At 40.0% G+C, this 23,022-nt stretch carries 17 protein-coding genes; 13 read left to right on the top strand and 4 right to left on the bottom strand.

Features of this window, described 5'->3' with window-relative positions:
* Positions 1 to 170: 170 nt before the first annotated feature.
* From SC428_RS07345 to kdsB, 3 genes are all read left to right on the top strand, one after another.
* On the top strand, positions 171 to 386 hold the full coding sequence (locus SC428_RS07345; protein WP_070924890.1) for a cold-shock protein: 216 nt from the start codon (positions 171 to 173) through the stop codon (positions 384 to 386).
* Positions 387 to 529: 143 nt separating this feature from the next.
* Complete coding sequence (locus tag SC428_RS07340) at positions 530 to 709, top strand: Trm112 family protein (protein ID WP_070924889.1); 180 nt, start codon at positions 530 to 532, stop codon at positions 707 to 709.
* A gap of 5 nt (positions 710 to 714) precedes the next feature.
* A complete protein-coding gene (gene kdsB, locus SC428_RS07335) occupies positions 715 to 1,458 on the top strand; it encodes a 3-deoxy-manno-octulosonate cytidylyltransferase (RefSeq protein ID WP_140180719.1) in 744 nt (247 codons plus the stop codon).
* 88 nt (positions 1,459 to 1,546) lie between these two features.
* Here the strand turns inward: kdsB and elyC are convergent, their stop codons facing one another.
* Positions 1,547 to 2,374, bottom strand: a complete 828-nt coding sequence (gene elyC, locus SC428_RS07330; RefSeq protein WP_070924887.1) for an envelope biogenesis factor ElyC — start codon at positions 2,372 to 2,374, stop codon at positions 1,547 to 1,549.
* A 366-nt stretch (positions 2,375 to 2,740) separates the two neighbouring features.
* On the opposite strand from elyC, the gene cmoM reads away from it, so the two are divergent.
* The 9 genes from cmoM to SC428_RS07285 all read left to right on the top strand — a co-directional run bounded on the left by cmoM (position 2,741) and on the right by SC428_RS07285 (position 16,738).
* Entirely contained in the window at positions 2,741 to 3,529 is a 789-nt protein-coding gene (gene cmoM, locus SC428_RS07325; RefSeq protein ID WP_070924886.1) for a tRNA uridine 5-oxyacetic acid(34) methyltransferase CmoM, read from the top strand.
* Positions 3,526 to 4,851: a chromosome partition protein MukF gene (mukF, locus tag SC428_RS07320; RefSeq protein WP_070924885.1), complete on the top strand. Its 1,326-nt coding sequence runs from the start codon at positions 3,526 to 3,528 to the stop codon at positions 4,849 to 4,851. Before cmoM ends, mukF begins: the two co-directional genes overlap by 4 nt.
* Positions 4,832 to 5,560 carry a chromosome partition protein MukE gene (mukE, locus tag SC428_RS07315; protein WP_070924884.1) on the top strand — a complete coding sequence of 243 codons (729 nt, stop codon included), beginning with the start codon at positions 4,832 to 4,834 and terminating at the stop codon, positions 5,558 to 5,560. The genes mukF and mukE overlap by 20 nt, the downstream gene beginning before the upstream one ends.
* Complete coding sequence (gene mukB, locus SC428_RS07310) at positions 5,557 to 10,002, top strand: chromosome partition protein MukB (RefSeq protein ID WP_318706637.1); 4,446 nt, start codon at positions 5,557 to 5,559, stop codon at positions 10,000 to 10,002. The genes mukE and mukB overlap by 4 nt, the downstream gene beginning before the upstream one ends.
* Before the next feature lie 253 nt (positions 10,003 to 10,255).
* Entirely contained in the window at positions 10,256 to 10,969 is a 714-nt protein-coding gene (gene aphA, locus SC428_RS07305) for an acid phosphatase AphA (protein ID WP_070924882.1), read from the top strand.
* A gap of 665 nt (positions 10,970 to 11,634) precedes the next feature.
* Complete coding sequence (locus SC428_RS07300; protein ID WP_070924881.1) at positions 11,635 to 12,462, top strand: YadA C-terminal domain-containing protein; 828 nt, start codon at positions 11,635 to 11,637, stop codon at positions 12,460 to 12,462.
* Between the two features lie 437 nt (positions 12,463 to 12,899).
* A complete protein-coding gene (ldtD, locus tag SC428_RS07295; protein WP_318706633.1) occupies positions 12,900 to 14,630 on the top strand; it encodes a L,D-transpeptidase in 1,731 nt (576 codons plus the stop codon).
* 567 nt (positions 14,631 to 15,197) lie between these two features.
* Entirely contained in the window at positions 15,198 to 15,746 is a 549-nt protein-coding gene (locus SC428_RS07290) for a YcbK family protein (RefSeq protein ID WP_140180710.1), read from the top strand.
* Positions 15,747 to 16,090: 344 nt separating this feature from the next.
* Positions 16,091 to 16,738, top strand: coding sequence for an MBL fold metallo-hydrolase (locus SC428_RS07285; RefSeq protein WP_140180708.1), 648 nt, complete (start codon positions 16,091 to 16,093; stop codon positions 16,736 to 16,738).
* Positions 16,739 to 16,940: 202 nt separating this feature from the next.
* Here the strand turns inward: SC428_RS07285 and SC428_RS07280 are convergent, their stop codons facing one another.
* The gene (locus SC428_RS07280) at positions 16,941 to 18,131 is read right to left on the bottom strand and encodes an amino acid aminotransferase (protein WP_070924879.1); all 1,191 of its coding nucleotides are present in this window, start codon (positions 18,129 to 18,131) and stop codon (positions 16,941 to 16,943) included.
* Between the two features lie 507 nt (positions 18,132 to 18,638).
* Here SC428_RS07280 and SC428_RS07275 point away from each other — a divergent pair.
* Positions 18,639 to 19,682, top strand: coding sequence for a hypothetical protein (locus SC428_RS07275; protein WP_318706628.1), 1,044 nt, complete (start codon positions 18,639 to 18,641; stop codon positions 19,680 to 19,682).
* A gap of 167 nt (positions 19,683 to 19,849) precedes the next feature.
* Here the strand turns inward: SC428_RS07275 and SC428_RS07270 are convergent, their stop codons facing one another.
* Together SC428_RS07270 and asnS are read right to left on the bottom strand one after the other, a co-directional pair.
* Complete coding sequence (locus SC428_RS07270) at positions 19,850 to 20,953, bottom strand: porin (protein WP_412544578.1); 1,104 nt, start codon at positions 20,951 to 20,953, stop codon at positions 19,850 to 19,852.
* Positions 20,954 to 21,483: 530 nt separating this feature from the next.
* Positions 21,484 to 22,884, bottom strand: coding sequence for an asparagine--tRNA ligase (gene asnS, locus SC428_RS07265; protein WP_140186219.1), 1,401 nt, complete (start codon positions 22,882 to 22,884; stop codon positions 21,484 to 21,486).
* Between the last annotated feature and the right edge of the window lie 138 nt (positions 22,885 to 23,022).

Below are 23,022 nucleotides of genomic sequence, written 5' to 3'. Positions count from 1 at the left end.
AGGTCGTTAATGAATGTGTGTAATTAAGTGATTACACATCAAAATGGTAAAAGTTTACTTACTCTTAAAACGTTTTAATAAATCGGCAATTTATCATGGGGTAACGAATATAAGAGTACTAGTACAACAATAAATAGAATTATTGTTCTTAGAACAAAAGGAGTTTTAATATGAATTTTCAATTACATATGGGTCGTGTTAAATGGTTTGATGCAAATGAAGGTTATGGGTTTATTTCGCCAATGAATGGCGGTGATGATATCTTTGTTACTCGAAAATCAATTGCAAATAAAAAAATCAAATCATTATCTGAAGGCCAAAACGTCGAGTTTTCTGTTACTCGCAATTCTGATGGTATAACGGCTGCTGACGTTATTGCTTATTAATTAAATAGTTAACAGTAATACTTCTCCTGCACCTATCCTCTCAATTCTATGCAGGAGATGTGATCCAAAAAGATTAAAGTTAACGGTGATATCGGCTTGTGTTATCCTGACCCGAAGTGAGTTAAATCCATTTGGGAGAAAACATGGATCACCGTTTACTTGAAATCATTGCTTGTCCTATCTGTCACGGTAAGTTGAGTTACAATAAAGAAAACCTCGAACTTATCTGCAAATTTGATCATCTTGCATATCCTATCCGTGATGGCATTCCTGTTCTACTTGAAACCGAGGCTCGTCAAATCTCATTAGATGAAGGGCAGTAATCATTATGTTTACTGTTATTATTCCTGCTCGTTATGCATCAACGCGTTTACCTGGCAAACCTCTGGCTGATATCCATGGGAAGCCCATGGTCGTTCGAGTGATGGAACAAGCGATTAAATCAGGGGCATCGCGGGTAATTGTTGCGACAGATCACCCTGATGTCGCTAATGCGGTTATTGAAGCGGGTGGTGAAGCTTGTATGACAAATCCTAACCATCAATCGGGTACTGAGCGTTTAGCGGAAGTAATTGATACTTATGGTTTTGCTGATGATGAAATCATCGTTAACGTACAAGGGGATGAGCCATTAATTCCACCTGAAATTATTAGCCAAGTTGCTCATAATCTTCAAGGTAGTAAAGCTCAAATGGGGACGCTTGCTGTACCTATTCATGATGCATATGAAGCATTCAATCCGAATGCAGTAAAAGTAGTGACCGATCACGAGGGTTATGCCTTATATTTTTCTCGTGCAACCATACCTTGGGATAGAGATCGTTTTGCTACTACCCAAAATACAATTGGTGATCACTTCTTACGTCATATTGGAATTTATGCTTACCGCGCAGGTTTTATTCGTCGCTATATTACTTGGCAAGCGAGTCCATTAGAAAAAATCGAGATGCTAGAGCAGCTGAGAGTGCTGTGGTATGGAGAGAAAATTCATGTGGCCGTTGCTGAAAAAGCGCCGGGTGCAGGTGTCGATACACCTGAAGACCTTGAAGTGGTGAGACAGCAATTTAAATAATACATATTCATCGTACTTCAAGTTACAGTGTAGTGTAGCGCTAAGATTGAAAAAAGTGTGACTCTGTTTTTGAGCCACACTTTTTTATTTATTCAGCCTCGATAGTTTCTGGGGTTAATATAGGGGCTTCAAGTGGTTGAGTGTTATCTGGTTTTAAGTAAAACCAAATAGAACCGATCAATTCATACCAAGCGCGTTCACTGTGGCTGAAGTAATATGCCGAGGGAATGTATTTTTCCCATGGATTAAGCGAACTTTTAATTGCGAGCTGGTTGGCTGGTGCAGGTATTGGTTCCATACCTCTTGCTGTAAACATGGTGACTGCTCTAGGCAAGTGGTTGGCTGATGTTACGAGTAAAAAAGGTTCTTTACCGATAATTTTTTCAACTTCAAACGCTTCTTCTTGAGTATCTTTTGGTTCAGTTAAAGCGATAGTATCTTCTGCCGGCACACCAAGTGATTGAGCGACCATAGCTGCTACCTCAGCACTGCTAATCGTGCTACTCGCTTTACCTCCTGTAAAAATCAGTTTGCTACCAGGATGTTTTAAATACAATCGTATCCCTTCCGTCACACGAGGTAAGCTGTTATTGAGTAAATTAGAGCTTGGGCTCCAATCAGGGTTATAAGTGAAACCACCACCAAGCACGACAATATAGTGAATGTTTTCGGGGGGATTGGTCGTAATCAACTCATAGCGTTTATCAAACTGTCCTTCAACGGGGCTAAGTAAACGGTCAGAGATTGGCTGAAGTCCTAATAGCGCAATCACAATGAAGCTGAATGTCACGCAGGTTTTCCCCACTTTTTGCCAGCGAGTGAACCATAACAATAAGATGCCGATAAACCCTAAAATGAGCAGAAGAGGGAGTGGCATCAATAATGCACCAAGGTATTTTTTTAAAAGAAATAACATAAGTGGGCCTATTTTTTTAGATTTATCGTCAATTTATTGTTCAGTTTACGCTATGGTATGCCAAAATAAGGCTATTATCTGTTATCATTGAGGTTTAGTTGACTTCAGCGCCTTGGATGATGTTGATACTCATCATACTTCAAGTTGCAGGGCTTTGAGTTAAGGTATAGTGACTACGCTTACCTGCAACTCTCATTATTTAGAGCTTAAGCTTAATTTTAGCTGAATTTACCTTAAATCGTATTCTGAATTTGATCTTATTTGATTGGCTATCAAAGCGACAAGATAGATACAGTCTGATTTTAGGGAGTAAGCATGAATTTAACCGACAAAGAATAGTCTATTTTTAGGATCACCGGACAATACATGGTAGACCGCAATTTTGATGATATTGCTGATAAATTTGCAAAAAACATCTATGGAACGACAAAAGGAAAAATCCGCGAAGCTGTTGTTTGGCAGGATCTCACACACTTAATTAGCCAGCAATTTCATGGGCAAACATTACGCATATTGGATGCAGGTGGTGGTGAAGGGCATTTTTCACGCAAACTTGCCGCATTAGGGCACCAAGTCATACTTTGCGATTTATCTGAAGAAATGCTGGAACGTGCAAGTGAACTTGCCGAAGCCCAAGGGATTAGCGAAAATATGCGCTTTATTCACTGCGCTGTACAGGACATCGGGCAATATATTGACCAACCTGTTGATTTAGTCCTTTTCCATGCGGTGTTAGAATGGATTAGCGATCAAAAATATGCAATTGAACGGTTGGTCGATATAATTAAGCCTCAAGGCGTATTTTCTGTCATGTTCTATAATGCTAATGGTCTAGTGATGCGAAATGCTATTTTAGGTAATTTTCACCTTGCTACGCCGCATATTCAACGCCGCCGTAAGCGATCATTATCGCCGCAAAATCCACTATTGCCGCAGCAAGTTGATGAATGGTTATCAGATTGCAAAATGGATATTATTGGTAAAAGTGGAGTGAGAGTATTTCATGATTACCTGCAAAGTAGGCAGTTACAGCAAAAAGACTTTCCTGCATTGCTTGAATTAGAACAACAATATTGTCGTCAGGAACCCTATATTAGCATGGGGCGTTATATTCATGTCATGGCGCGAAAACCAATAATAAAGGACGATTTATGAGTGATTTTTCCCAGACCGTCCCTGAACTCGTGTCTTGGGCACGAAAAAATGATTTTTCGATCTCATTGCCCGCGGAGCGTTTAGCTTTTTTGTTGGCGGTTGCAGTATTAAACAGTGAACGTGTTAATGGTGAAATGAGTGAAGGGGAACTGATTGATGCATTCCGTGAAGTTTGCAAAGGGTTTGAGCAAACGACGGAGTCTTTATCTGTTAGAGCGAATAACGCTATTAATGATATGGTTCGCCAGAAAATATTTAACCGCTTTACGAGTGAAATTGCGGAAGGCAATGCTATTTACCGATTAACATCGCTCGGCATTGGGATCAGTGACTATTATATTCGTCAGCGTGAGTTTTCGACGTTAAGATTATCAATGCAGCTATCAATTGTGGCGGGAGAGCTACAAAGATCAGCAGAAGCTGCGGAAGAAGGTGGTGATGAGTTTTATTGGCACCGCTTTGTTTTTGCACCATTAAAATATTCTGTCGCGGAAATTTTTGATAGCATCGATCTGACTCAGCGTGTGATGGATGAACAACAAAATGGTGTGAAAGAAGACATTGCAGCGTTATTAAATCAGGACTGGCAGGCTGCGATTGCCAACTGTGAGCAATTACTTTCAGAAACATCCGGTACCTTGCGGGAGCTACAAGATACATTAGAAGCTGCCGGCGATAAGCTACAGGCCAATTTATTACGTATTCAAGAAGCGAATATGAATGCGCCTGAGTTCTCCGATAGAGTAGATCGACTGGTTTATGATTTACAGAACAAACTAGACCGTATTATTAGCTGGGGACAGCAATCTATCGACTTATGGATTGGCTACGATCGCCACGTGCATAAATTTATTCGTACAGCGATAGATATGGACAAAAATCGGATTTTCTCTCAGCGCCTTCGCCAATCAGTTCAACAATATCTTGATCACCCATGGGCACTGACGTATGCCAATGCAGAACGTTTATTTGATATGCGTGATGAAGAGTTAACCTTGAATGATGAAGAAGTGATGGGAGAGCTACCACCTGAACTTGAATTTGAAGAGTTCAGTGAGGTTAATGATCGACTTGCAGAGTTGATGGAATCCGAATTGGCATTCTATAAACAACAAAAACAGCCATTAGATGTCGCGCGAGTGGTAGAAGAATACTTGAAACAGTATCCACAGAAACGTCACTTTGATGTTACGCGTATTATCATTGATCAGGCAGTTAAATTAGGTATCGCAGAGGCTGATTTGGCGGGGTTACCGTCAGAGTGGCAAGCAATTAATGATCACGGAGCCAAGGTGCAGGCACATGTCATCGACAAATATTGAACAATTTATGCCAGTTAAACTGGTACAGGCATTGGCCAACCCGATATTTCCAGAGCTAGATAGCCAATTGCGTTCAGGGCGTCACATTAGCATTGATGATCTTGATAACCACGCATTCTTAATGGATTTTCAAGAGCCATTGGAACAATTCTACGCGCGTTATAACGTTGAGCTGATCCGAGCGCCAGAAGGTTTCTTTTATTTACGCCCTCGTTCAACCACATTGATCCCGCGTTCAGTGCTTTCTGAGCTGGATATGATGGTGGGTAAAATTCTTTGCTACCTCTATTTAAGCCCTGAACGATTAACTAACCAAGGTATCTTTACGGCTCAAGAGTTGTTTGAAGAGCTGTTATCGTTAGCAGATGAAAGCAAGTTATTAAAATTTGTTAACCAGCGTTCAACAGGTTCTGACTTAGATAAACAAAAATTACAAGAAAAACTAAGAACGTCATTAAACCGTTTACGCCGTTTAGGTATGGTGCACTTTATTCAAAATGACACTAACAGATTTGTGATTTCTGAATCTGTATTCCGTTTTGGCGCTGATGTTCGAAGTGGTGATAACGTACAAGAAGCTCAATTACGCATGATCCGTGATGGTGAAGCCATTTCCCTCGAAGAGGGGTTATCCTTACAGGATAATGACGATGAAGAAACAGACGATAACCAAGACGCGGCCGAGAGTGATGAGGATGAACAAGTATGATTGAACGCGGTAAATTTCGCTCACTGACGCTGATTAACTGGAATGGTTTTTTTGCGCGTACTTTTGACTTAGATGAATTAGTCACCACCCTATCAGGGGGAAATGGTGCGGGCAAATCAACGACCATGGCAGCATTTATTACCGCCATGATCCCTGACTTGACGCTATTACATTTTCGTAACACCACTGAAGCAGGAGCGACATCAGGGTCACGTGATAAAGGTTTGCATGGTAAGTTACGTCCTGGTGTGTGTTATGCCATTTTGGATGTACTAAACTCAAAACATCAACGTGTAATGGTGGGTGTTAGGCTGCAACAGGTCGCAGGACGTGATAAAAAAGTTGATATCAAACCGTTCATGATCCAAGGCGTACCAATTGCCACTGTCCCCACAGAAATACTGACTGAAGTTTTTGAAGGTCGACAAGCAAAAGTTATTCCGCTTAATGACTTAAAAGAACGAATGGAAGCTCAAGAGGGGATCCACTTTAAACAATTCAATTCGATCACTGACTATCATTCAGTATTGTTTGAATTAGGGGTGCTACCAAAACGTTTACGTTCAGCAAGCGATCGTAGTAAATATTACCGTTTAATCGAGGCATCACTTTACGGTGGTATTTCGAGTGCGATCACACGTTCATTACGTGATTACTTATTGCCTGAAAACAGTGGGGTACGTAAAGCTTTCCAAGACATGGAAGCAGCATTACGTGAAAACCGACTGACATTAGAAGCTATCCGTGTCACTCAGTCGGATCGCGACTTATTCAAACACTTAATTAGCCAAGCAACTGATTATGTTTCGGCTGATTATATGCGTCATTCTAATGAGCGGCGCATTCATCTTGATTCTGCGATGGCTGCGCGTAGCGAACTATTTGCTAGCCGCAAACAGCTACGCCAAGAGCAAGTTCGCAGTGTTGAAATTGCTCGTGAATTGAATGAACAAAATAGTTCATCATCTGACTTAGAAGCTGATTACCAAGCTGCGAGTGACCATTTAAATTTGGTGCAAACAGCACTTCGTCAACAAGAAAAAATCGATCGCTATCAGGCAGATATTGAAGAATTAACCTACCGCCTTGAAGAACAATCGGAAGTGGTTGCCGAGGCGACAGAACGTCAAGAAGAATTGGAAGCACGCTCAGAAGCTGCGGAAATTGAAGTTGATGAGCTAAAAAGCCAGCTGGCGGATTACCAGCAAGCACTGGATGTGCAGCAAACTCGTGCAATCCAGTATCAGCAAGCCTTACAAGCGTTGACACGTGCACGTGAACTATGCCAATTACCTGAATTATCTATCGATAATGCTGATGAATGGTTAGAAACTTTCGAAGCACGTGAGCAGCAAGCGACAGAAACTTTGCTGTCGTTAGAGCAAAAAATGAGTGTTGCGGATGCCGCTCATAGTCAATTTGAACAGGCTTATCAACTAGTTAGAAATATGATTGGTGAAGTCAGCCGTAGCGATGCTTATCAACAAGCGAGGGCATTACTACGAGATTCGGCGTCACAACAACATTTAGCTGATCGTGTGCAGCCATTGCGTATGCAGCTTTCAGAGCTACAACAACGCTTAGATAGCCAGCAAAATGCAGAGCGTTTGTTAAGTGAATTCTGTAAGCGCCACAATAAGAGTTATGAACCCGATGAGCTGGATGCCTTGATGGCAGAGCTTGAAGCTCAACAAGAAGAGCTAAGTGTTGGTGTCAGCGACAGTGGCGAACGTCGCATGCAAATGCGTCAAGAGCTTGAACAAGTTCGTCAACGCATTCAAGTACTCACCTCTAAAGCCCCCGCTTGGTTAATGGCACAAGAGGCATTAACCCAGCTGAATGAGCAAGCGAATGAAACTTTTGAGTCAAGTAGCGCTGTCACCGAACATATGCAGCAATTACTTGAGCAAGAAAGGGAAATTACGGTTGAGCGTGATGAAGTCGCTGCTCAGCGACGTGAGTTAGAAAAGCAGATCGAACGTCTCAGCCAACCAAGTGGCGCTGAGGATGGCCGAATGCTGGCATTAGCAGAACGGCTAGGCGGTGTTTTATTGTCTGAGATTTATGATGACATCACCATTGACGATGCTCCGTATTTCTCGGCACTCTATGGACCTGCGCGCAATGGTATCGTCGTTCAAGATCTATCTGCTGTACGTAACCAATTAGAAACACTGCAAGATTGTCCTGAAGATGTCTATTTCATTGAAGGAGATCCATCGTCTTTCGATGATAGTGTCTTTGATGCTGAAGAATTTGAAAATGCGGTTTTAGTTCGTTCATCTGATAGACAATGGCGTTTTTCTCGCTATCCAGAAGTGCCATTATTTGGTCGTGCTGCACGTGAAACACATCTTGACTCATTGACATTGGAACGCGATAGCCTAGCCGAGCGTTATGCGACATTATCGTTTGATGTCCAAAAAATTCAACGTTCGCATCAAGCGTTTAGTCGTTTTATCGGGCAACACATTTCAGTGGCATTTGAAACGGATCCTGAAGCGGAAATTCGCACACTCAATCAAAAGCGTACTGAACTAGAACGTAGCTTGGCGCAGTTTGAAGAGCAAACTCAGCAACAACGTCAACAGTATGCACAAGGTAAGGAAAGCTTATCTGCGCTTAATCGTTTGATCCCATTAGTTGGCTTATTAATGGATGAAACGTTGGCAGATCGTGCTGATGAAATTCGCGATGAATTATCTGATGCTGAAGAAGCGGCGCATTTCCTTAACAAACATGGTCAATCACTGGCCAAATTAGAGCCAATTGTGACGGTGTTATTGAGCGATCCTGAGCAACATGATCAGCTACGTCAAGATTATGAAACGGCAAAACATGCCCAACAAACGGCTAAGCAACAGGCGTTTGCTTTAGTTGAAGTGGTTCAGCGTCGTGCTCACTTCAGTTACAGTGATTCAACGGGGATGGTTAATGAAAATGCTGACCTCAATGAAAAATTACGTCAGCGTTTGGAACAAGCAGAAGGTGAACGAAGCCGCGCTCGTGAACAGTTACGTCAGCAGCAATCGCAATCAGCGCAATTTAATCAAGTTTTAGCATCTCTACGCAGTTCATTTGATACTAAACAAGAGATGTTAAAAGAGCTCGAAGCCGAAATGCAGGATATTGGTGTTAAAGCAGATCCTGAGGCACAAGAAAGAGCACGCGTTCGTCGCGATGAGTTGCATCAATCAGTGATGGCAAATCGTAGCCGCATCAACCAATTGGAAAAACAACTTACCTTGTGTGAAGCAGAAATGGATAACCTGCAAAAACGCATTCGTAAGCTAGAAAAAGACTATTACTTGCTGCGCGAACAAGTTGTTTCGGCGAAAGCGGGATGGTGTGCGGTAATGCGTTTGGTGAAAGACAACGGTGTTGAACGTCGCTTACATCGTCGTGAGTTAGCTTACACCGATGGTGATAGTTTACGTTCCATGTCGGATAAAGCATTAGGTGCTTTGCGTTTAGCGGTTGCTGATAATGAACACTTACGAGATGTGCTGCGTTTATCGGAAGATCCAAAACGTCCAGAGCGCAAAATTCAATTCTTTATTGCTGTCTATCAACATCTGCGTGAACGTATCCGTCAAGATATCATTCGTACTGATGACCCAATTGATGCTATTGAGCAGATGGAAATTGAGTTAGCACGTTTAACGGAAGAGTTGACGGCTCGTGAACAAAAACTGGCCATTAGTTCGAAGAGTGTCGCGAATATTATTCGCAAAACGATCCAACGTGAGCAAAACCGTATTCGCATGTTGAACCAAGGCTTACAGGCGGTAGCATTTGGTCAAGTAAAAGGGGTACGACTCAATGTTAATATTCGTGAAAGCCACTCTTTACTGTTAACTGTATTATCAGAAGAAAGTGAACTACATCAAGATCTGTTTACTAGCCAACGCTTAACCTTCTCTGAAGCTATGGCTAAGCTGTATCAACGTTTGAACCCACAAGTCGATGTGGGGCAACGTTTGCCGCAGACTATCGGTGAAGAATTACTAGACTATCGTAACTATCTTGAACTTGAAGTTGAGGTAAACCGTGGTTCCGATGGTTGGTTGAAAGCGGAAAGTGGCGCCTTGTCAACAGGGGAAGCTATCGGTACAGGTATGTCAATACTTGTAATGGTTGTACAAAGTTGGGAAGAAGAATCACGTCGCTTGCGTGCTAAAGATATCATACCTTGTCGTTTATTGTTCCTCGATGAAGCTGCGCGTTTGGATGCGAAGTCGATCGCTACTTTATTTGAACTGTGTGATCGTTTAGAAATGCAATTGATTATTGCTGCGCCCGAAAACATTAGCCCAGAGAAAGGTACCACCTATAAATTGGTTCGTAAGGTATTTGAGAATCGAGAGCATGTACATGTTGTTGGTTTAAAAGGATTTGGTCAAGAAGTGATCAATCAGCAACAGCCATCAGCGCAAGAGTAACCAGCTAACTCTTTCAGGCAAAGTTAAAACGGTGCTAAGCATAAATTAGCACCGTTTTTTTATTCTTATATTAACTGTAATTAATGAGTGACTGACTAAATAGACTATCAATATGAGATATTAGTCTCATTTTTATGATAATAAAGACATTACTATTTATTTTCTTGTGATGCATAACAAAAAATGATGCGAGATGTCTCTATAGTTTGCTTTTGGATTGCTCACTAGTTAATCAATTAATTAAGGATCACACATGAAAAAAACGACACTGACTTTAAGTGCCATTGCTTTGGTGCTCAGCTTTACCGCAACATCACAGGCAAAAGTATTAATGCCAGAAGTCGTCAGTTCTGGGGTTACAGTAGCTCAACTTGCTGAGCAGAAACCCGTTCACTGGGTTTCTATTGAGCAAATTAAAAATAGTCTTGAAGGTCAAGCTCCGATGGCAGTGGGTTTTGATATTGATGACACCGTATTGTTTTCTAGCCCAGGTTTTTACCGTGGTAAGCTAGAGTATTCACCAAATGATTTTAGCTATCTAAAAAATATTGAATTTTGGGAAAAAATGAATAATGAGTGGGATAAATTCAGTATGCCTAAACAAGTGGGTATTGATTTAGTCCAAATGCATTTAAAACGTGGTGATACCGTTTACTTTATTACTGGGCGTACTAAAACGAAAACAGAAACCGTCACCAAATATGTTCAAGAAGGGCTGGGGATCCCTGCGGATAAAATGAACCCAGTTATTTTTGCAGGTGATGAGCCGGGACAAAACAATAAAGTAAGTTGGATGCGTGATCATAAACTAAAAATTTATTATGGTGATGCAGATGCTGATATTGCAGCGGCTCGTGAATTGAATATCCGTGGCATCCGTATATTACGTGCAGCAAATTCATCTTACCAACCATTGCCTAAGGCAGGCCAATTTGGTGAAGAAGTCGTAATAAACTCGGAATATTAATTAAGCGTAAGCTAGTCCAGAAGATATCTAAGAGAAGACCCGATAGTATATAGGGTCTTTTTTTATGCTTAAGATATCAGCTTATTCTCTAAAATGTAACAAGCTTAAATCTTTTATTGATGATTGTTTTTGGATTTGTTTTTTTTGGGGTATTTATTGCAATACTATTTTTCTTGAAAATTTTCATCTGAAAGCTAGCTAATTATTAACTTGATAAATCAGTAGGTGCCCATTCACACATTAAATGACTAATGATCATATTTTTTGATGTATCTAAATTGATTGTTAGTTGTTTATTCTAAATTAATTGCAAATATCTTATATATTTCTTGTTCTGAGAATGAAGTTAGCTAAGTGTTGTGTGGTGATTTTACTTTAGATTATATTGACTCATCAAATCAGTTATTCTATTAATCAAATATTCTTTTTTTTATGCCAGAAGAAAACGATTTTAGCATTGTAATTCTATTTATAAATATAATTTTTTTACTGAAATTATATTTTGAAAATATCTTTTTTGATCGAATATTATAAAATAACGTTGATTTTAAAGGAGTAAAATAAGTTGTAAGAATATGATGTATTTAAAAATATTTTGAAATAAATCCATCTTGTATGATGCCAGCCTAAATTAGTAATAATCATACTTATAGTGGAATATAAAAATGAATAAGGTTACTTTAGTTGTTACTGCTGTTTCTGTAGCATTGTTAAGTCATTCTGCAATTGCAGATGTTAGCTGGGCTGGTTGGAATAATAATATTTATTCTGAAAATTCTCATGCTGATGCGGCAAAAACATCAAATAATTTAAATGTGCTAGCCAAAAATGTAGATTCAGTGAATGCAGATCTACAAAATAGTAAAGCTGCACAAAATAGCATTAATCAAAACCAATCATTGGTAAATCAAACTCAATCTAATATCAACCAGAGCCAAGCAGCTACAAATCAGAACCAAGCGATGCTTAATCATAAGCAGGATGTGATTAATAATGACCAAGCAGTGATTAATACTAAGCAAGATGTCATTAATAAAGATCAAGCAGTGATTAACACTAAGCAAGATGGCATTAATAAAGACCAAGCTGTGATTAATACTAAGCAAGATGGCATTAATAAAGATCAAACGGTTTTTAATAATAACCAGATTGCAGTGAATAATCAGCAAAAAGTGATTAATAAACAAGTTGATAGCAGACTTAACCAGTTAGATGGACGAGTTAACTCTTTAGATCGTCGTGTTGATTCATTAAATAATGAATTGAAAAGAGGTTTAGCATCACAATCTGCATTATCTGGTTTATTCCAACCTTATAATGTTGGTAAATTTAACGTATCGATGGCTCTTGGTGGGTATGAATCAAATACGGCTTTAGCACTAGGTTCTGGCTACCGTGTGAATGAGAATATCGCATTCAAAACAGGTGTAGCATCGAATACTGAAGATTTTAAAGGTGTCAGCTATAATGCCGCTGTAAATTTTGAATGGTAATTAATCTGTAAGTATTATACTTAAGTTATATTTTTATGGAAGCAGGCTCAAGGCCTGCTTTTTTTATGTGCAAATTAATGCCTATCCATATATAGATTGCAAATCCATTAAAAGTGTAAATGGTTCTTTTTTTCAATAATCAGAGCATTTTTTCTTTTATATATCCATTAAGCTGATTTTATGATATTTAAGTATAAAATTAGTCTATTCCTATAAAATATTTTTTAGAATTTAATACAATGTACTTTAAATAGCTTGATGTTGGATTTGCTGCAACAGGAAAAAATACCTGATAAACATGAAAAGACAATGATTCGAGCGAGTAATGTCGTTGTTGTATTTCAGTGTAAAATAGCGCAATTTGAAATATGACAAAGATATGTCATCAATATAATAAAAAGAAAATTATCCATATTGTGGTCACTTAAGGTGGATTTATGGCAAATAAAAGGGCGAAAGCTCTGCGAATTTCAGTAATCTGTGGATTGTTGTCAATGCAATTTCCTGTTCTTTCTGCACAAGAGGTTGGTATTGGTCACGTGCAAACAGAGGAAGTAGTACAGCAAAATGTTATTGCAACACCTGAAATGACAATCAGTCCTAGTGAAAGCTTAGCTCAAATTACAGCAGCACTGCCCGTAGGAGTTAAACCTGTCTTTTCGTCACAGTTATCCAAAATTTATGCTGATCAACAAATGAAATTATTATGGCAAGATGAAACCGCCATTGAACAATTTCAGCAGCAGTTAGCAGAGTTAGCACTTTCTGGAGTTCAGCCTCAATTTAGTGAATGGTTATTGAGCCTTGAAAATGCTCAACTGAGTGAACTAGGACGAGATGTTATTCTTTCGGATGCCATGTTAGGGTATTTACAATACCTTTCAGGTGTTTCAGCAAATGGGCAATTTTGGCTATATCGCAAACAACCTTATAAATTAGTCGAGCCAACGGCAACACAAATAAAGCCATGGCTAGACGCTGTTTCTGAACACCGCCTGAGTGAATGGATTAAAGCCCAAGCGCCACAAAATGAGCTGTATCAGCCGATGCGTAAGGAGATGTTGAAGCAGCTTAATATGAATGATGATGGTTTAGAGTTAGTGGATACTAAGACGCTAAAACCTGGCCAGTCCAGTGATGACGTGATTACGTTGCGTGAAATTTTGTATCGACAAGGTTTACTCGATGAAGCTGCGGTTGGTGAGGCATTAGATGCTTCAGCAACGGAGGCTGAAATAGCGGCAGCAACAGCCAAAGCCCGTTTATACAGTGATGAGCTGGTTGAAGCTGTTAAGAAATTCCAACTGCAATATGGCTTAGAAGCAGATGGAATGGTGGGTAAAGGGACAAAAGTTTGGCTGAACATGAAACCTCAGCAAAAAGCTGGGTTGATGGCGTTAAATATTCAACGCTTACGTATTATTCCTGAAAGTAATGGAACAGGGATTTTAGTGAATATTCCCGGTTTTTCATTAAATTTTTATCTCAACGATGAGATCATTTTAGATTCAAAAGTGATTGTTGGGCGGCCTGATCGCAAAACGCCTATTATGAGCAGTGCATTAAATAATGTTGTGATTAACCCGCCATGGAGCGTACCAACTAGCATGGCTCGTAAGGATATTGCGCCGAAAGGTAAGCAAGACCCGAGTTACTTTAGTCGCAAAGGATATACTGTGTATTCGGGTTGGGGTCAGGACTCTTTTGAAATTGATCCATATTCGATTGATTGGGAACAAATCTCTCCTGCCAACTTCCCTTATCGTATTCGCCAAGCTCCAGGCCCCACAAACTCTTTAGGCCGTTATAAGTTTAATATGCCGAGTTCTGATGCGATTTATTTACATGATACGCCGAACCACAGTTTGTTTAACCGTAGTGCAAGGGCAATTAGTTCCGGCTGTGTGCGGGTGAATAAAGCAAATGAACTTGCGTCGATTTTATTAGGGGATGCGGGTTGGGAGCAAAAGCGTATTGATGGCGCAATTAAAGAGGGCTCAACAAGGTATGTCAATATACCGGATAGGATCCCTGTTTATCTGTATTATCAAACCGCATGGGTCGATAAAGATCAACAGCCACAGTACCGAGCAGATATTTATCAATATGACAACAGTATTAATAATGCAGAAGAATATTTACCAGCGATAAAAAATATTCTGCATTAGTACATTAATTGATTTCAGGGAGGCTTCTCCCTGAAATCATTCTTAAATAGTGATCAAGATGTAAACTCTAATTCACTTGAAGTATAATTAAGCGACCTGTGAACGAGTTTTTAGGCGTACACAAAATGCGGTAATTGGCGCGAGTGAATGATGTCGCTTATATCTTGATGAAAAACGCGATAACTTGAAGTTTGATATGCATATACTCAAATCTCACGTTATTTGGTTGTTATTCCCTTTCTTAAACTAAAAAAAATTATTTTTCACTATCAATTAGTGATGTACTTCTCTTTTTTGATGATAATAAGTTTAATTTGCGTTTATTTACTCACTTATTTACACTTTTATACATTCAAATTAAATATCATTTGTTAGACTGGTAAGTAGCGCGGGTTTTGCCCTATTTAAATAACGTATACTCTAAATAATTCGAGCTGCTGTTAGGCGTTAAACGAACGAGTCGCTAGGAGCATAGAAAACTGTGTGACTGGTGCCAGTGAACGTAGTCAGTCAATAGTTCAGCAACTTGAAATATGAAGAGCATAATTAAAATCTGAGTTATTCACTATGGATATAATTGACCAAAATCGCCGCAAGTGGTTGGGTGTTGGCGCAGCAACCCTTGGGCTGAGTTTATTACCAAGTCATGTATTTGCTGCTATGACTACCCCAAGACCTAGAGTTTTGCGTTTTCAAAATATCAATACAGGTGAATTTTTGAAAACAGAATTTTTTGATGGACGTCATTATAATAAATCAGAGCTTGCTCGGCTAAATCATCTATTCCGTGATCACCGTAGTGATAAAGTAAAAACGATTGATCCTAAATTATTTGATCAAATTTATCTTTTACAGATGATGATGGGGTCAAATAAACCTATTCAACTCATTTCTGGTTACCGTTCTTTAGAAACCAATAATGCATTGCGTCGCACCAGTAGTGGCGTGGCTAAAAAAAGCTACCACACTCGCGGGCAAGCGATGGATTTCCATATTGAAGGTTTGCAGTTGAGTAATATTCGTAAAGCCGCGCTGAAAATGAAAGCGGGTGGTGTAGGGTATTATCCAAGAAGTAATTTTGTGCATATTGATACTGGCCCTGCCCGCACTTGGTAATTATTCTAATTATTCGTCATACTTCACGCCGCAGCGTTGTTGACTACGCTCGGCTACCCGAGTCACATACTTATGTATGCTCCTCGGGATATCCTCACTTGTCGCCTAGCTGTAACGCGAATTATTTAGAATAATTGTTAGCAAATTTATTTTTAGAATGATTAATTGATTTGTTTTTGTTTTACTGGTTATGTTTAAATTATTTTGAATGGCTGGTTGTGGCTGTTCCTCTTCATTTACACTCTTCTCTGACTTCGGTATGCTCCCAATAATTATTTTTATTCTTTTAGCTGTTACGCAGATGGCTTAGTGCGTATGCAGCATAAATACGGAGCAAATGTTCAATGAAATATATGATTATCCCAGTAACGCCATTTATGCAAAATTGTCACATTATTTGGGATGAAAATACGTTGGAAGCCGTGATTGTTGACCCAGGCGGTGAAGCAGAGAAACTGATCGCGGCGATTGAAAGTCGTGACCTAAAACTGACTAAAATATTACTGACTCATGGGCATTCTGATCATATTGGTGCGTCTGCAACGATTTCAAAGCATTTTTCTGTGCCAATTTATGGCCCGCAAAAAGAAGATGCATTTTGGATTGAAAATTTAGCCCAACAAAATGCGATGTTTAATATCGGCGATTGTCCTGATTTTACACCTGATTATTGGTTAGAAGAGGGGCAAACAGTAACCTGCGGTGGACTAAGTTTTGATGTATTGCATTGTCCGGGACATACGCCAGGTCATATTATATTTGTTAATCATGCAGACAAACTTATTTCAATGGGCGATGTATTATTTAAAGGTGGTGTGGGGCGTAGCGATTTTCCACGTGGAGACCATCAAGCATTGATTTCTTCAATTAAAAATAAAGTCTTACCATTGGGCGATGAATATCAATTTATACCAGGGCATGGGCCAATGTCTGATCTAGGGTATGAACGCAAAACCAATCCGTTCTTACAAGATGAGCAACCTGTTTGGTAGTAGACTAATAAAAAATGCCCCTCTGTTTGCACAAGAGGGGCATTCCTGTCATCGTAAATCTTAATCGTTATATAATACTCGTCATACTTCAAATTGTAGCGTTACTACTGCACGATATTGACCGAGTCACTATGTATATCTATGCTCTCCGTCCATCTTTAATGGTGCTCTAACTACAACTCGAATTATTTGGAGTATAGAATTAGATTACTTTAACGATAGCGTCACACAGTGGAACCATGTTCTCAAGTGTTAGGCCTGCGACGTTAATACGTCCAGAGCTCACTGCATAGATACCAAATTCACTACGTAAACGTTCTACCTGCTCTTTTGTTAGCCCACTGAAGGAGAACATACCATTTTGGTTTATAATGAAGCTGAAGTCTTGCTTAGCGCCTTTTTCTTCAAGGGTATTGACTAGCAGTTGGCGCATACGTTTAATACGCTCACGCATCGAGGTCAATTCTTGGATCCACTCAGCTTTTAGTGCTTCATCAGACAAAATCGTCGTAACAACTGCTGCACCATGTGCTGGTGGGTTTGAGTAGTTAGCACGAATAACAGCTTTTGCTTGGCTAAATGCACGTTCTGCGTTATCACTGTCTTTAGCGATAATCGTACAGGCACCAACACGCTCATTGTATAAACCAAAGTTTTTTGAGTAAGAACTCGCAACGATCATTTCAGGGTTTTCTTTGGTAAAGATACGCAGACCTTCCGCATCTTCCTCTAAGCCTTTTGCAAAACCTTGATAGGCAAAATCAAATACAGGCAGTAGACCTTTTTCTGCACACAGGGTGGATAATTTAGCCCATTGCTCAGAAGTTGGATCAATACCGGTTGGGTTATGGCAGCAACCGTGCAGCACAATGACATCCCCTGCAACCGCAGAAGCAAGGCTATTAAGCATACCAGCAAAATCCATTCCATGGCTTGCTGCATCATAATAGTTATACGTGAGGACTTCTAACCCAGCGGCTTCAAAAATGTTTTTATGGTTTGGCCAAGTTGGATTACTGATCCAAACACGTTTTGCATTGGTTTGGTTAGCGATAAAATCTGCTGCGATACGCAGTGCGCCTGTACCACCCGGAGCTTGTGCAGTACGAGCACGTTTAGAGGTGACAATTTCATGATCTTTGCCAAATAGCAGCTCTTGGGTCACACGACCGAATTCTGGCATACCACTGATGGCAAGATAGTTTTTGGTGTTTTCGTTTTCTAGCAGAAATTTCTCTGCTTTTTTAACTGTGTCTAATACAGGGGTTTTACCTGATTCGTCTTTGTAGACGCCGATACCGAGGTTAATTTTATTATCACGAGGATCAGCACGGAAACTATCAGCAAGGCCTAAAATAGGGTCAGCAGGAGCAGCAGTAATTTTTTCAAACATGTTGTCGATTCCAAAGCTCAGTTGTTAAGCCGAAAATGTTGAGTGCTCAGGTTAACGCGCAGAAAACAATTTGCCAACCGTTTTGCCAAAAATTGGCAAGATCTTGTGATATAGATATAAATTGTATGCAATATGACCATAAATAGCACAAAAGGCAGTGTTATTAGAAGAGCGGTTACATTTATCTAAAAATCTTATCTTGAACCCTAAAAAATGTTTATTGTGAGATGCTTCTATCCATCAATATCGTTCCTTTTTATTACCAGCAATTTGTTGTGAATAGTGACTTAATTTTTGAACAATCGGTTGATTTTTTTTAAATATCCCTCCCATTTTTCATGGTTTCTTTTCTTGCGTAGCTGGTAATACTGCTAGTGGTAGTCGCTCGGAAAATACTGAACAAGATGTTTTAGAAGATATTTTTACCAAATGTACAGGTGTTCGAATTATTCAAAGAATAATAATTCGTATAGAAGATTTCTTACTAATAAACCAGTGGGTATATTTATGAAAAATAATATCAACAATGAGTTAGATCATCGTGTTAGGGAGGTGCTAGAGCAATCAGAGGTTGTAACAGATCCAATGCACCAATTGTGTGATGAGGTTAATCCTAAATCACTATTGGTAAAAGCGTATGGTTTGGCTAATGAACAATTTGCTAGAATTGTAGGGCCACATGATGTCTCTACGAACGCTGTAATGGGTGATTGCCGAGGCTTAGTAGGGCTTCTATCTAAATTAGCAGTCCCATTTTCTGACATCAAATGCAATGACTCATTTCCTTATGGTTTTGGTGCTCCTATTTCTACCAGTATTTATTACCCATCAGATATTTCAAACCTTGAAAAACTCCCTGTAATCAACTTTGTGGGAGGAATTTTATCGAATCAGGGGCATTATACCGAGATGATAACGCATTGGGCTAGCTATGGATTTATTGTGGTGATCAGCTCAAATTTTATTAATTCAACTATTGCGATGCATCTGCTTGGTTTCCTTTCTTTAAGTCAAATGAATCGAGATCCTGATTCCCCTGTCTATGGGAAGGTCGATCTGGCAAATAGTATTGTTGCAGGGCACTCCGCTGGAGGGCATGCGACATTGCGAACGGCAAGTCTATCGGACGAAACACTGGCTATGGTTGACTCTGATATCGGTATTTCAGGGGCTCTATCTATTGAGCCAGGCCCTTTAGCTATGGGAGGAACGGTGAAGAAGCCGACACTATTATTGACAGGTTTGGCAGATGTCGTTGTTCCACCTTTTACATGGCCTAGTTTATGGTTATTGCCTTTAATAAAGAAAGTTCCTGCATGGGGAGCTACTGCTCTGACAGCAACGCATTATAGTCCGCTAAGGCCTTTGGTGGACAATGAGTTTGCTGGGATAACAACTGCATGGATCCTTTATATGGCTAAAGGGGATGCAAGTGCCAAAGAATATTTTGTTGGTAAGAACTATAAATTAGCAAAAGATACACAATTTATTCAAAATACGCTAAATCCATTGCGGGTTAGTCGTAATGCATTGGCAGAAAACTTAAGCTAATTACGATAAACAGGAGGTATGGGGATAGTTGGCCGTGTGGATGGAGCCTTATATTTAATAAACGATTGTTTACTGAAGTTCATTTAGTGAACAATAAAAAAGCAACGCCGAAGCGTTGCTTTTCAAAACAGATTTCACTGCTATCTAAATTATTGTTTAAACAATAATTAGAATTGGTAGATCAGACCCAGACCAACGACGTTGTCTGTGTTGATACCGTTAGCTTTAGTGAAGTCATTGTTGTCCAGAAGGTTGATTTTGTAATCAACAACTGCAGACATATTTTTGTTGAAGTAGTAGTAAGAACCTACAGAAACATATTTAACCAGATCTTGGTTACCGTATGTACCTAGGTCTTTACCTTTAGATTGGTTATAACCGATAGATGGTTTCAGACCGAAATCGAACAGGTACTGAGCTACTAATTCAACGTTTTCAGTTTTGTTAGCGATACCAGTAGATTTATTACCATAACGAGTCATGTTCAGTGTTTGACCGTACATAGCTGCTAAGTAAACGTTGTTAGCGTCGAATTTACCACCAACGTTCCATGCTTGAGCTTTATCACCACCAGCACCTTTAGTAGCTTGTTGCTCAGGAGTACGAGAAGAGTTAGAGTAACCACCACCCAGTGTTACACCCCAACCTAAGTCGTAAGCTGCTGACAGACCATAACCGTCACCGTTGTCTTTACGAACGCCAGCGGTAGATTTGTTGTTGTCGCCGTTTTTGCCTTGATATTGCAGAGCGAAGCTCAGACCATCAACATAACCGAACGCGTTGTTGTTACGGTAAGTTAACAGGTTACGGTTACGGCTAGTCATGAAGTTGTCAGACTGAGCCATAGTGTCTGCGCCCCACAGTGGGAATACGTCAGTCCATGCGTTCGTGTCATAGATTACGCCGTAGTTACGGCCGTAGTCGATTGAACCGAAGTCAGCAAATTTCAGACCAGCATATGCTAGACGGTTTTTGTTTTCGCCTTCATCTTCAGCTTTGTTAGTCTTAGTTTCCCACTCGAAACGACCGAAACCAGTCAGTTGGTCAGTGATTTGAGTGTCACCTTTAACACCTAAACGAACGCGTGAATCGTCGCCATCTTCACTTTTTTCGCCAGCTTTTTTGTTAGCATCAGCAAAATAGTGACGAACGTCAACTTTACCGTAAACGTCTAATTTGTTGCCATCTTTGTTGTATACTTCAGCTGCGTTTGCTGCGCCGGCAGCCAACAGAGCTGGGATAACCATTGCAAGAATATTGCGTTTCATCATTATTATTACCCTCATTGGTGTTATTCGGACACCTGCCACTGCCAAAAATAATTCGCAAAAATAATTGGAACTATTTATGAGAGATTAGTGTCGTCTATGTCGGCGTCCAGTGTTCCATTGCTAAATAAATTTATCTACCCTCAAAGTGCTACAAAAATAAAGATTCTGAAACAAATGGTAACAAGGTGTTTCTAAATGTAAAAAATAGAGCGAAAAATAACCATAGGTTTGACCAGTTTAAAAATAATTACAAAATTTAGGGAACTTTTTCAAAGGTCAAGTTGAGCTTTTTTTGAACAAGTTGGAGAGGGATAAGTAATAGATTTATCCAAAGAAAACCGAAAAAATGATGAGAAAAGCAGATTTTTCTTAGCTAAGGTAAATGGCACTTATGAATAGGTGATTTATTGAACTATATAAGCAATAGTGTGAGGCAGATAACAAATATAATAAAGGGAAGTCATTAATGAACTAAAATAATATCGGGCTATTAAGCATAAAACAGCCCGATATTGAATAGAGGTTAAGAATTAGAATGCGGCATTTCTTGGGGTACGTGGGAATGGGATCACTTCACGAACGTTACCTACACCAGTGACATAAGCCACTAAGCGCTCAAAACCAAGACCGAAACCTGAATGAGGCACGGTGCCGTAACGGCGCAGATCACGATACCACCAGTAATCTTCTTTATTCATACCCATCTCAGCAAGGCGTGCATCTAACATATCAAGGCGCTCCTCACGTTGTGAGCCACCGATGATTTCACCAATACCTGGTGCCAGAACGTCCATTGCTGCCACGGTTTTGCCATCTTCGTTAAGACGCATATAGAAAGCTTTAATATCTTTCGGGTAGTTTTTAACGACAACAGGCGCTTTAAAGTGTTGCTCAGCTAAATAGCGCTCGTGTTCGGAAGACATATCGACGCCCCAGTAAACTGGGTTTTCAAATTTCTGGCCACAATTTTCCAAGATCTTGATGGCATCAGTGTAGTCCACTTGAGCAAAATCTGAGCTTACAAAGCTTTCTAAGCGATTGATAACTTCTTTATCAACACGTTGAGCAAAGAACTCTAGGTCATCACGACGCTCATCTAGCGCAGCTTTGAAGACAAACTTCAGCATTTGCTCAGCGAGACCTGCGACATCATCAAGGTTAGCAAATGCAACTTCAGGCTCAACCATCCAAAACTCAGCCAAGTGACGGCTAGTATTGGAGTTTTCCGCGCGGAAGGTAGGGCCGAAAGTATAAACTTTGCTCAGTGCAGTTGCATAAGCTTCACCGTTCAGCTGACCTGATACCGTTAAGAACGCTTCTTTGCCAAAGAAGTCTTCGCTGAAATCGACTTCGCCTTTATCGTTACGTGGCAGGTTGTTATAGTCCAGCGTTGAAACGCGGAACATTTCACCTGCGCCTTCGGTATCTGATGCGGTAATAATTGGGGTTGAAACCCAAAAATAGCCTTGTTCATCAAAGAAACGATGCAATGCTTGTGCAAGGGTGTGACGAACACGAGCAACAGCGCCGATTAAGTTGGTACGTGGGCGTAAATGTGCTGTTTCACGAAGGTATTCAACGCTATGACGTTTTGCTGCCATTGGGTATGTATCAGGATCTTCAACCCAACCCACTACCTTCACTGCGGTTGCATCCATTTCAAAAGATTGACCTTGGCCTGGTGACTCTTTGATGATCCCCGTGACCTCAACAGAACAACCTGTCGTTAAATGCAGTACTTCGTCGTTATAATTGGATAAATTATTATTGATGACAGCCTGTAATGGATTGAAGCAGGAACCGTCATAAACGGCGAGGAAAGAAAAACCAGCATTTGAATCTCTCCTTGTACGTACCCAGCCTTGAACGGTGACTTCAGAGCCAACCGCCACACGGCCTTGCAGTACATCGACTACAGGCGCTACGATCATAAAAATTACTCTCTTTTATATAAACGAAATAAATAATGATATTTTCACGGCGCTTAATAGGCATTTAATGCTTATTTATAGCCCAGTGAACGTATTTGTGTTCCTGAAATGCGATATATCAGGTTCGACTTTCTATGT

Origin of the sequence: Providencia sp. 2023EL-00965 (genome assembly GCF_033550225.1) — a bacterium.
In the GTDB taxonomy this organism is placed as follows: Bacteria; Pseudomonadota; Gammaproteobacteria; order Enterobacterales; family Enterobacteriaceae; genus Providencia; species Providencia manganoxydans.
Note: the sequence above shows the minus strand (reverse complement) of the source record. Positions and strands in the feature narration are given on the sequence as shown.

Coding starts and splice junctions, on each gene's coding strand:
- asnS (WP_140186219.1), bottom strand. CDS start 22,884: ATGATCGTAGCGCCTGTAGTCGATGTACTGCAAGGCCGTGTGGCGGTT.
- aphA (WP_070924882.1), top strand. CDS start 10,256: ATGAAAAAAACGACACTGACTTTAAGTGCCATTGCTTTGGTGCTCAGC.
- SC428_RS07270 (WP_412544578.1), bottom strand. CDS start 20,953: ATGATGAAACGCAATATTCTTGCAATGGTTATCCCAGCTCTGTTGGCT.
- elyC (WP_070924887.1), bottom strand. CDS start 2,374: ATGTTATTTCTTTTAAAAAAATACCTTGGTGCATTATTGATGCCACTC.
- SC428_RS07340 (WP_070924889.1), top strand. CDS start 530: ATGGATCACCGTTTACTTGAAATCATTGCTTGTCCTATCTGTCACGGT.
- SC428_RS07285 (WP_140180708.1), top strand. CDS start 16,091: ATGAAATATATGATTATCCCAGTAACGCCATTTATGCAAAATTGTCAC.
- kdsB (WP_140180719.1), top strand. CDS start 715: ATGTTTACTGTTATTATTCCTGCTCGTTATGCATCAACGCGTTTACCT.
- cmoM (WP_070924886.1), top strand. CDS start 2,741: ATGGTAGACCGCAATTTTGATGATATTGCTGATAAATTTGCAAAAAAC.
- SC428_RS07300 (WP_070924881.1), top strand. CDS start 11,635: ATGAATAAGGTTACTTTAGTTGTTACTGCTGTTTCTGTAGCATTGTTA.
- SC428_RS07280 (WP_070924879.1), bottom strand. CDS start 18,131: ATGTTTGAAAAAATTACTGCTGCTCCTGCTGACCCTATTTTAGGCCTT.
- SC428_RS07275 (WP_318706628.1), top strand. CDS start 18,639: ATGAAAAATAATATCAACAATGAGTTAGATCATCGTGTTAGGGAGGTG.
- mukB (WP_318706637.1), top strand. CDS start 5,557: ATGATTGAACGCGGTAAATTTCGCTCACTGACGCTGATTAACTGGAAT.
- SC428_RS07345 (WP_070924890.1), top strand. CDS start 171: ATGAATTTTCAATTACATATGGGTCGTGTTAAATGGTTTGATGCAAAT.
- ldtD (WP_318706633.1), top strand. CDS start 12,900: ATGGCAAATAAAAGGGCGAAAGCTCTGCGAATTTCAGTAATCTGTGGA.
- mukF (WP_070924885.1), top strand. CDS start 3,526: ATGAGTGATTTTTCCCAGACCGTCCCTGAACTCGTGTCTTGGGCACGA.
- SC428_RS07290 (WP_140180710.1), top strand. CDS start 15,198: ATGGATATAATTGACCAAAATCGCCGCAAGTGGTTGGGTGTTGGCGCA.
- mukE (WP_070924884.1), top strand. CDS start 4,832: ATGTCATCGACAAATATTGAACAATTTATGCCAGTTAAACTGGTACAG.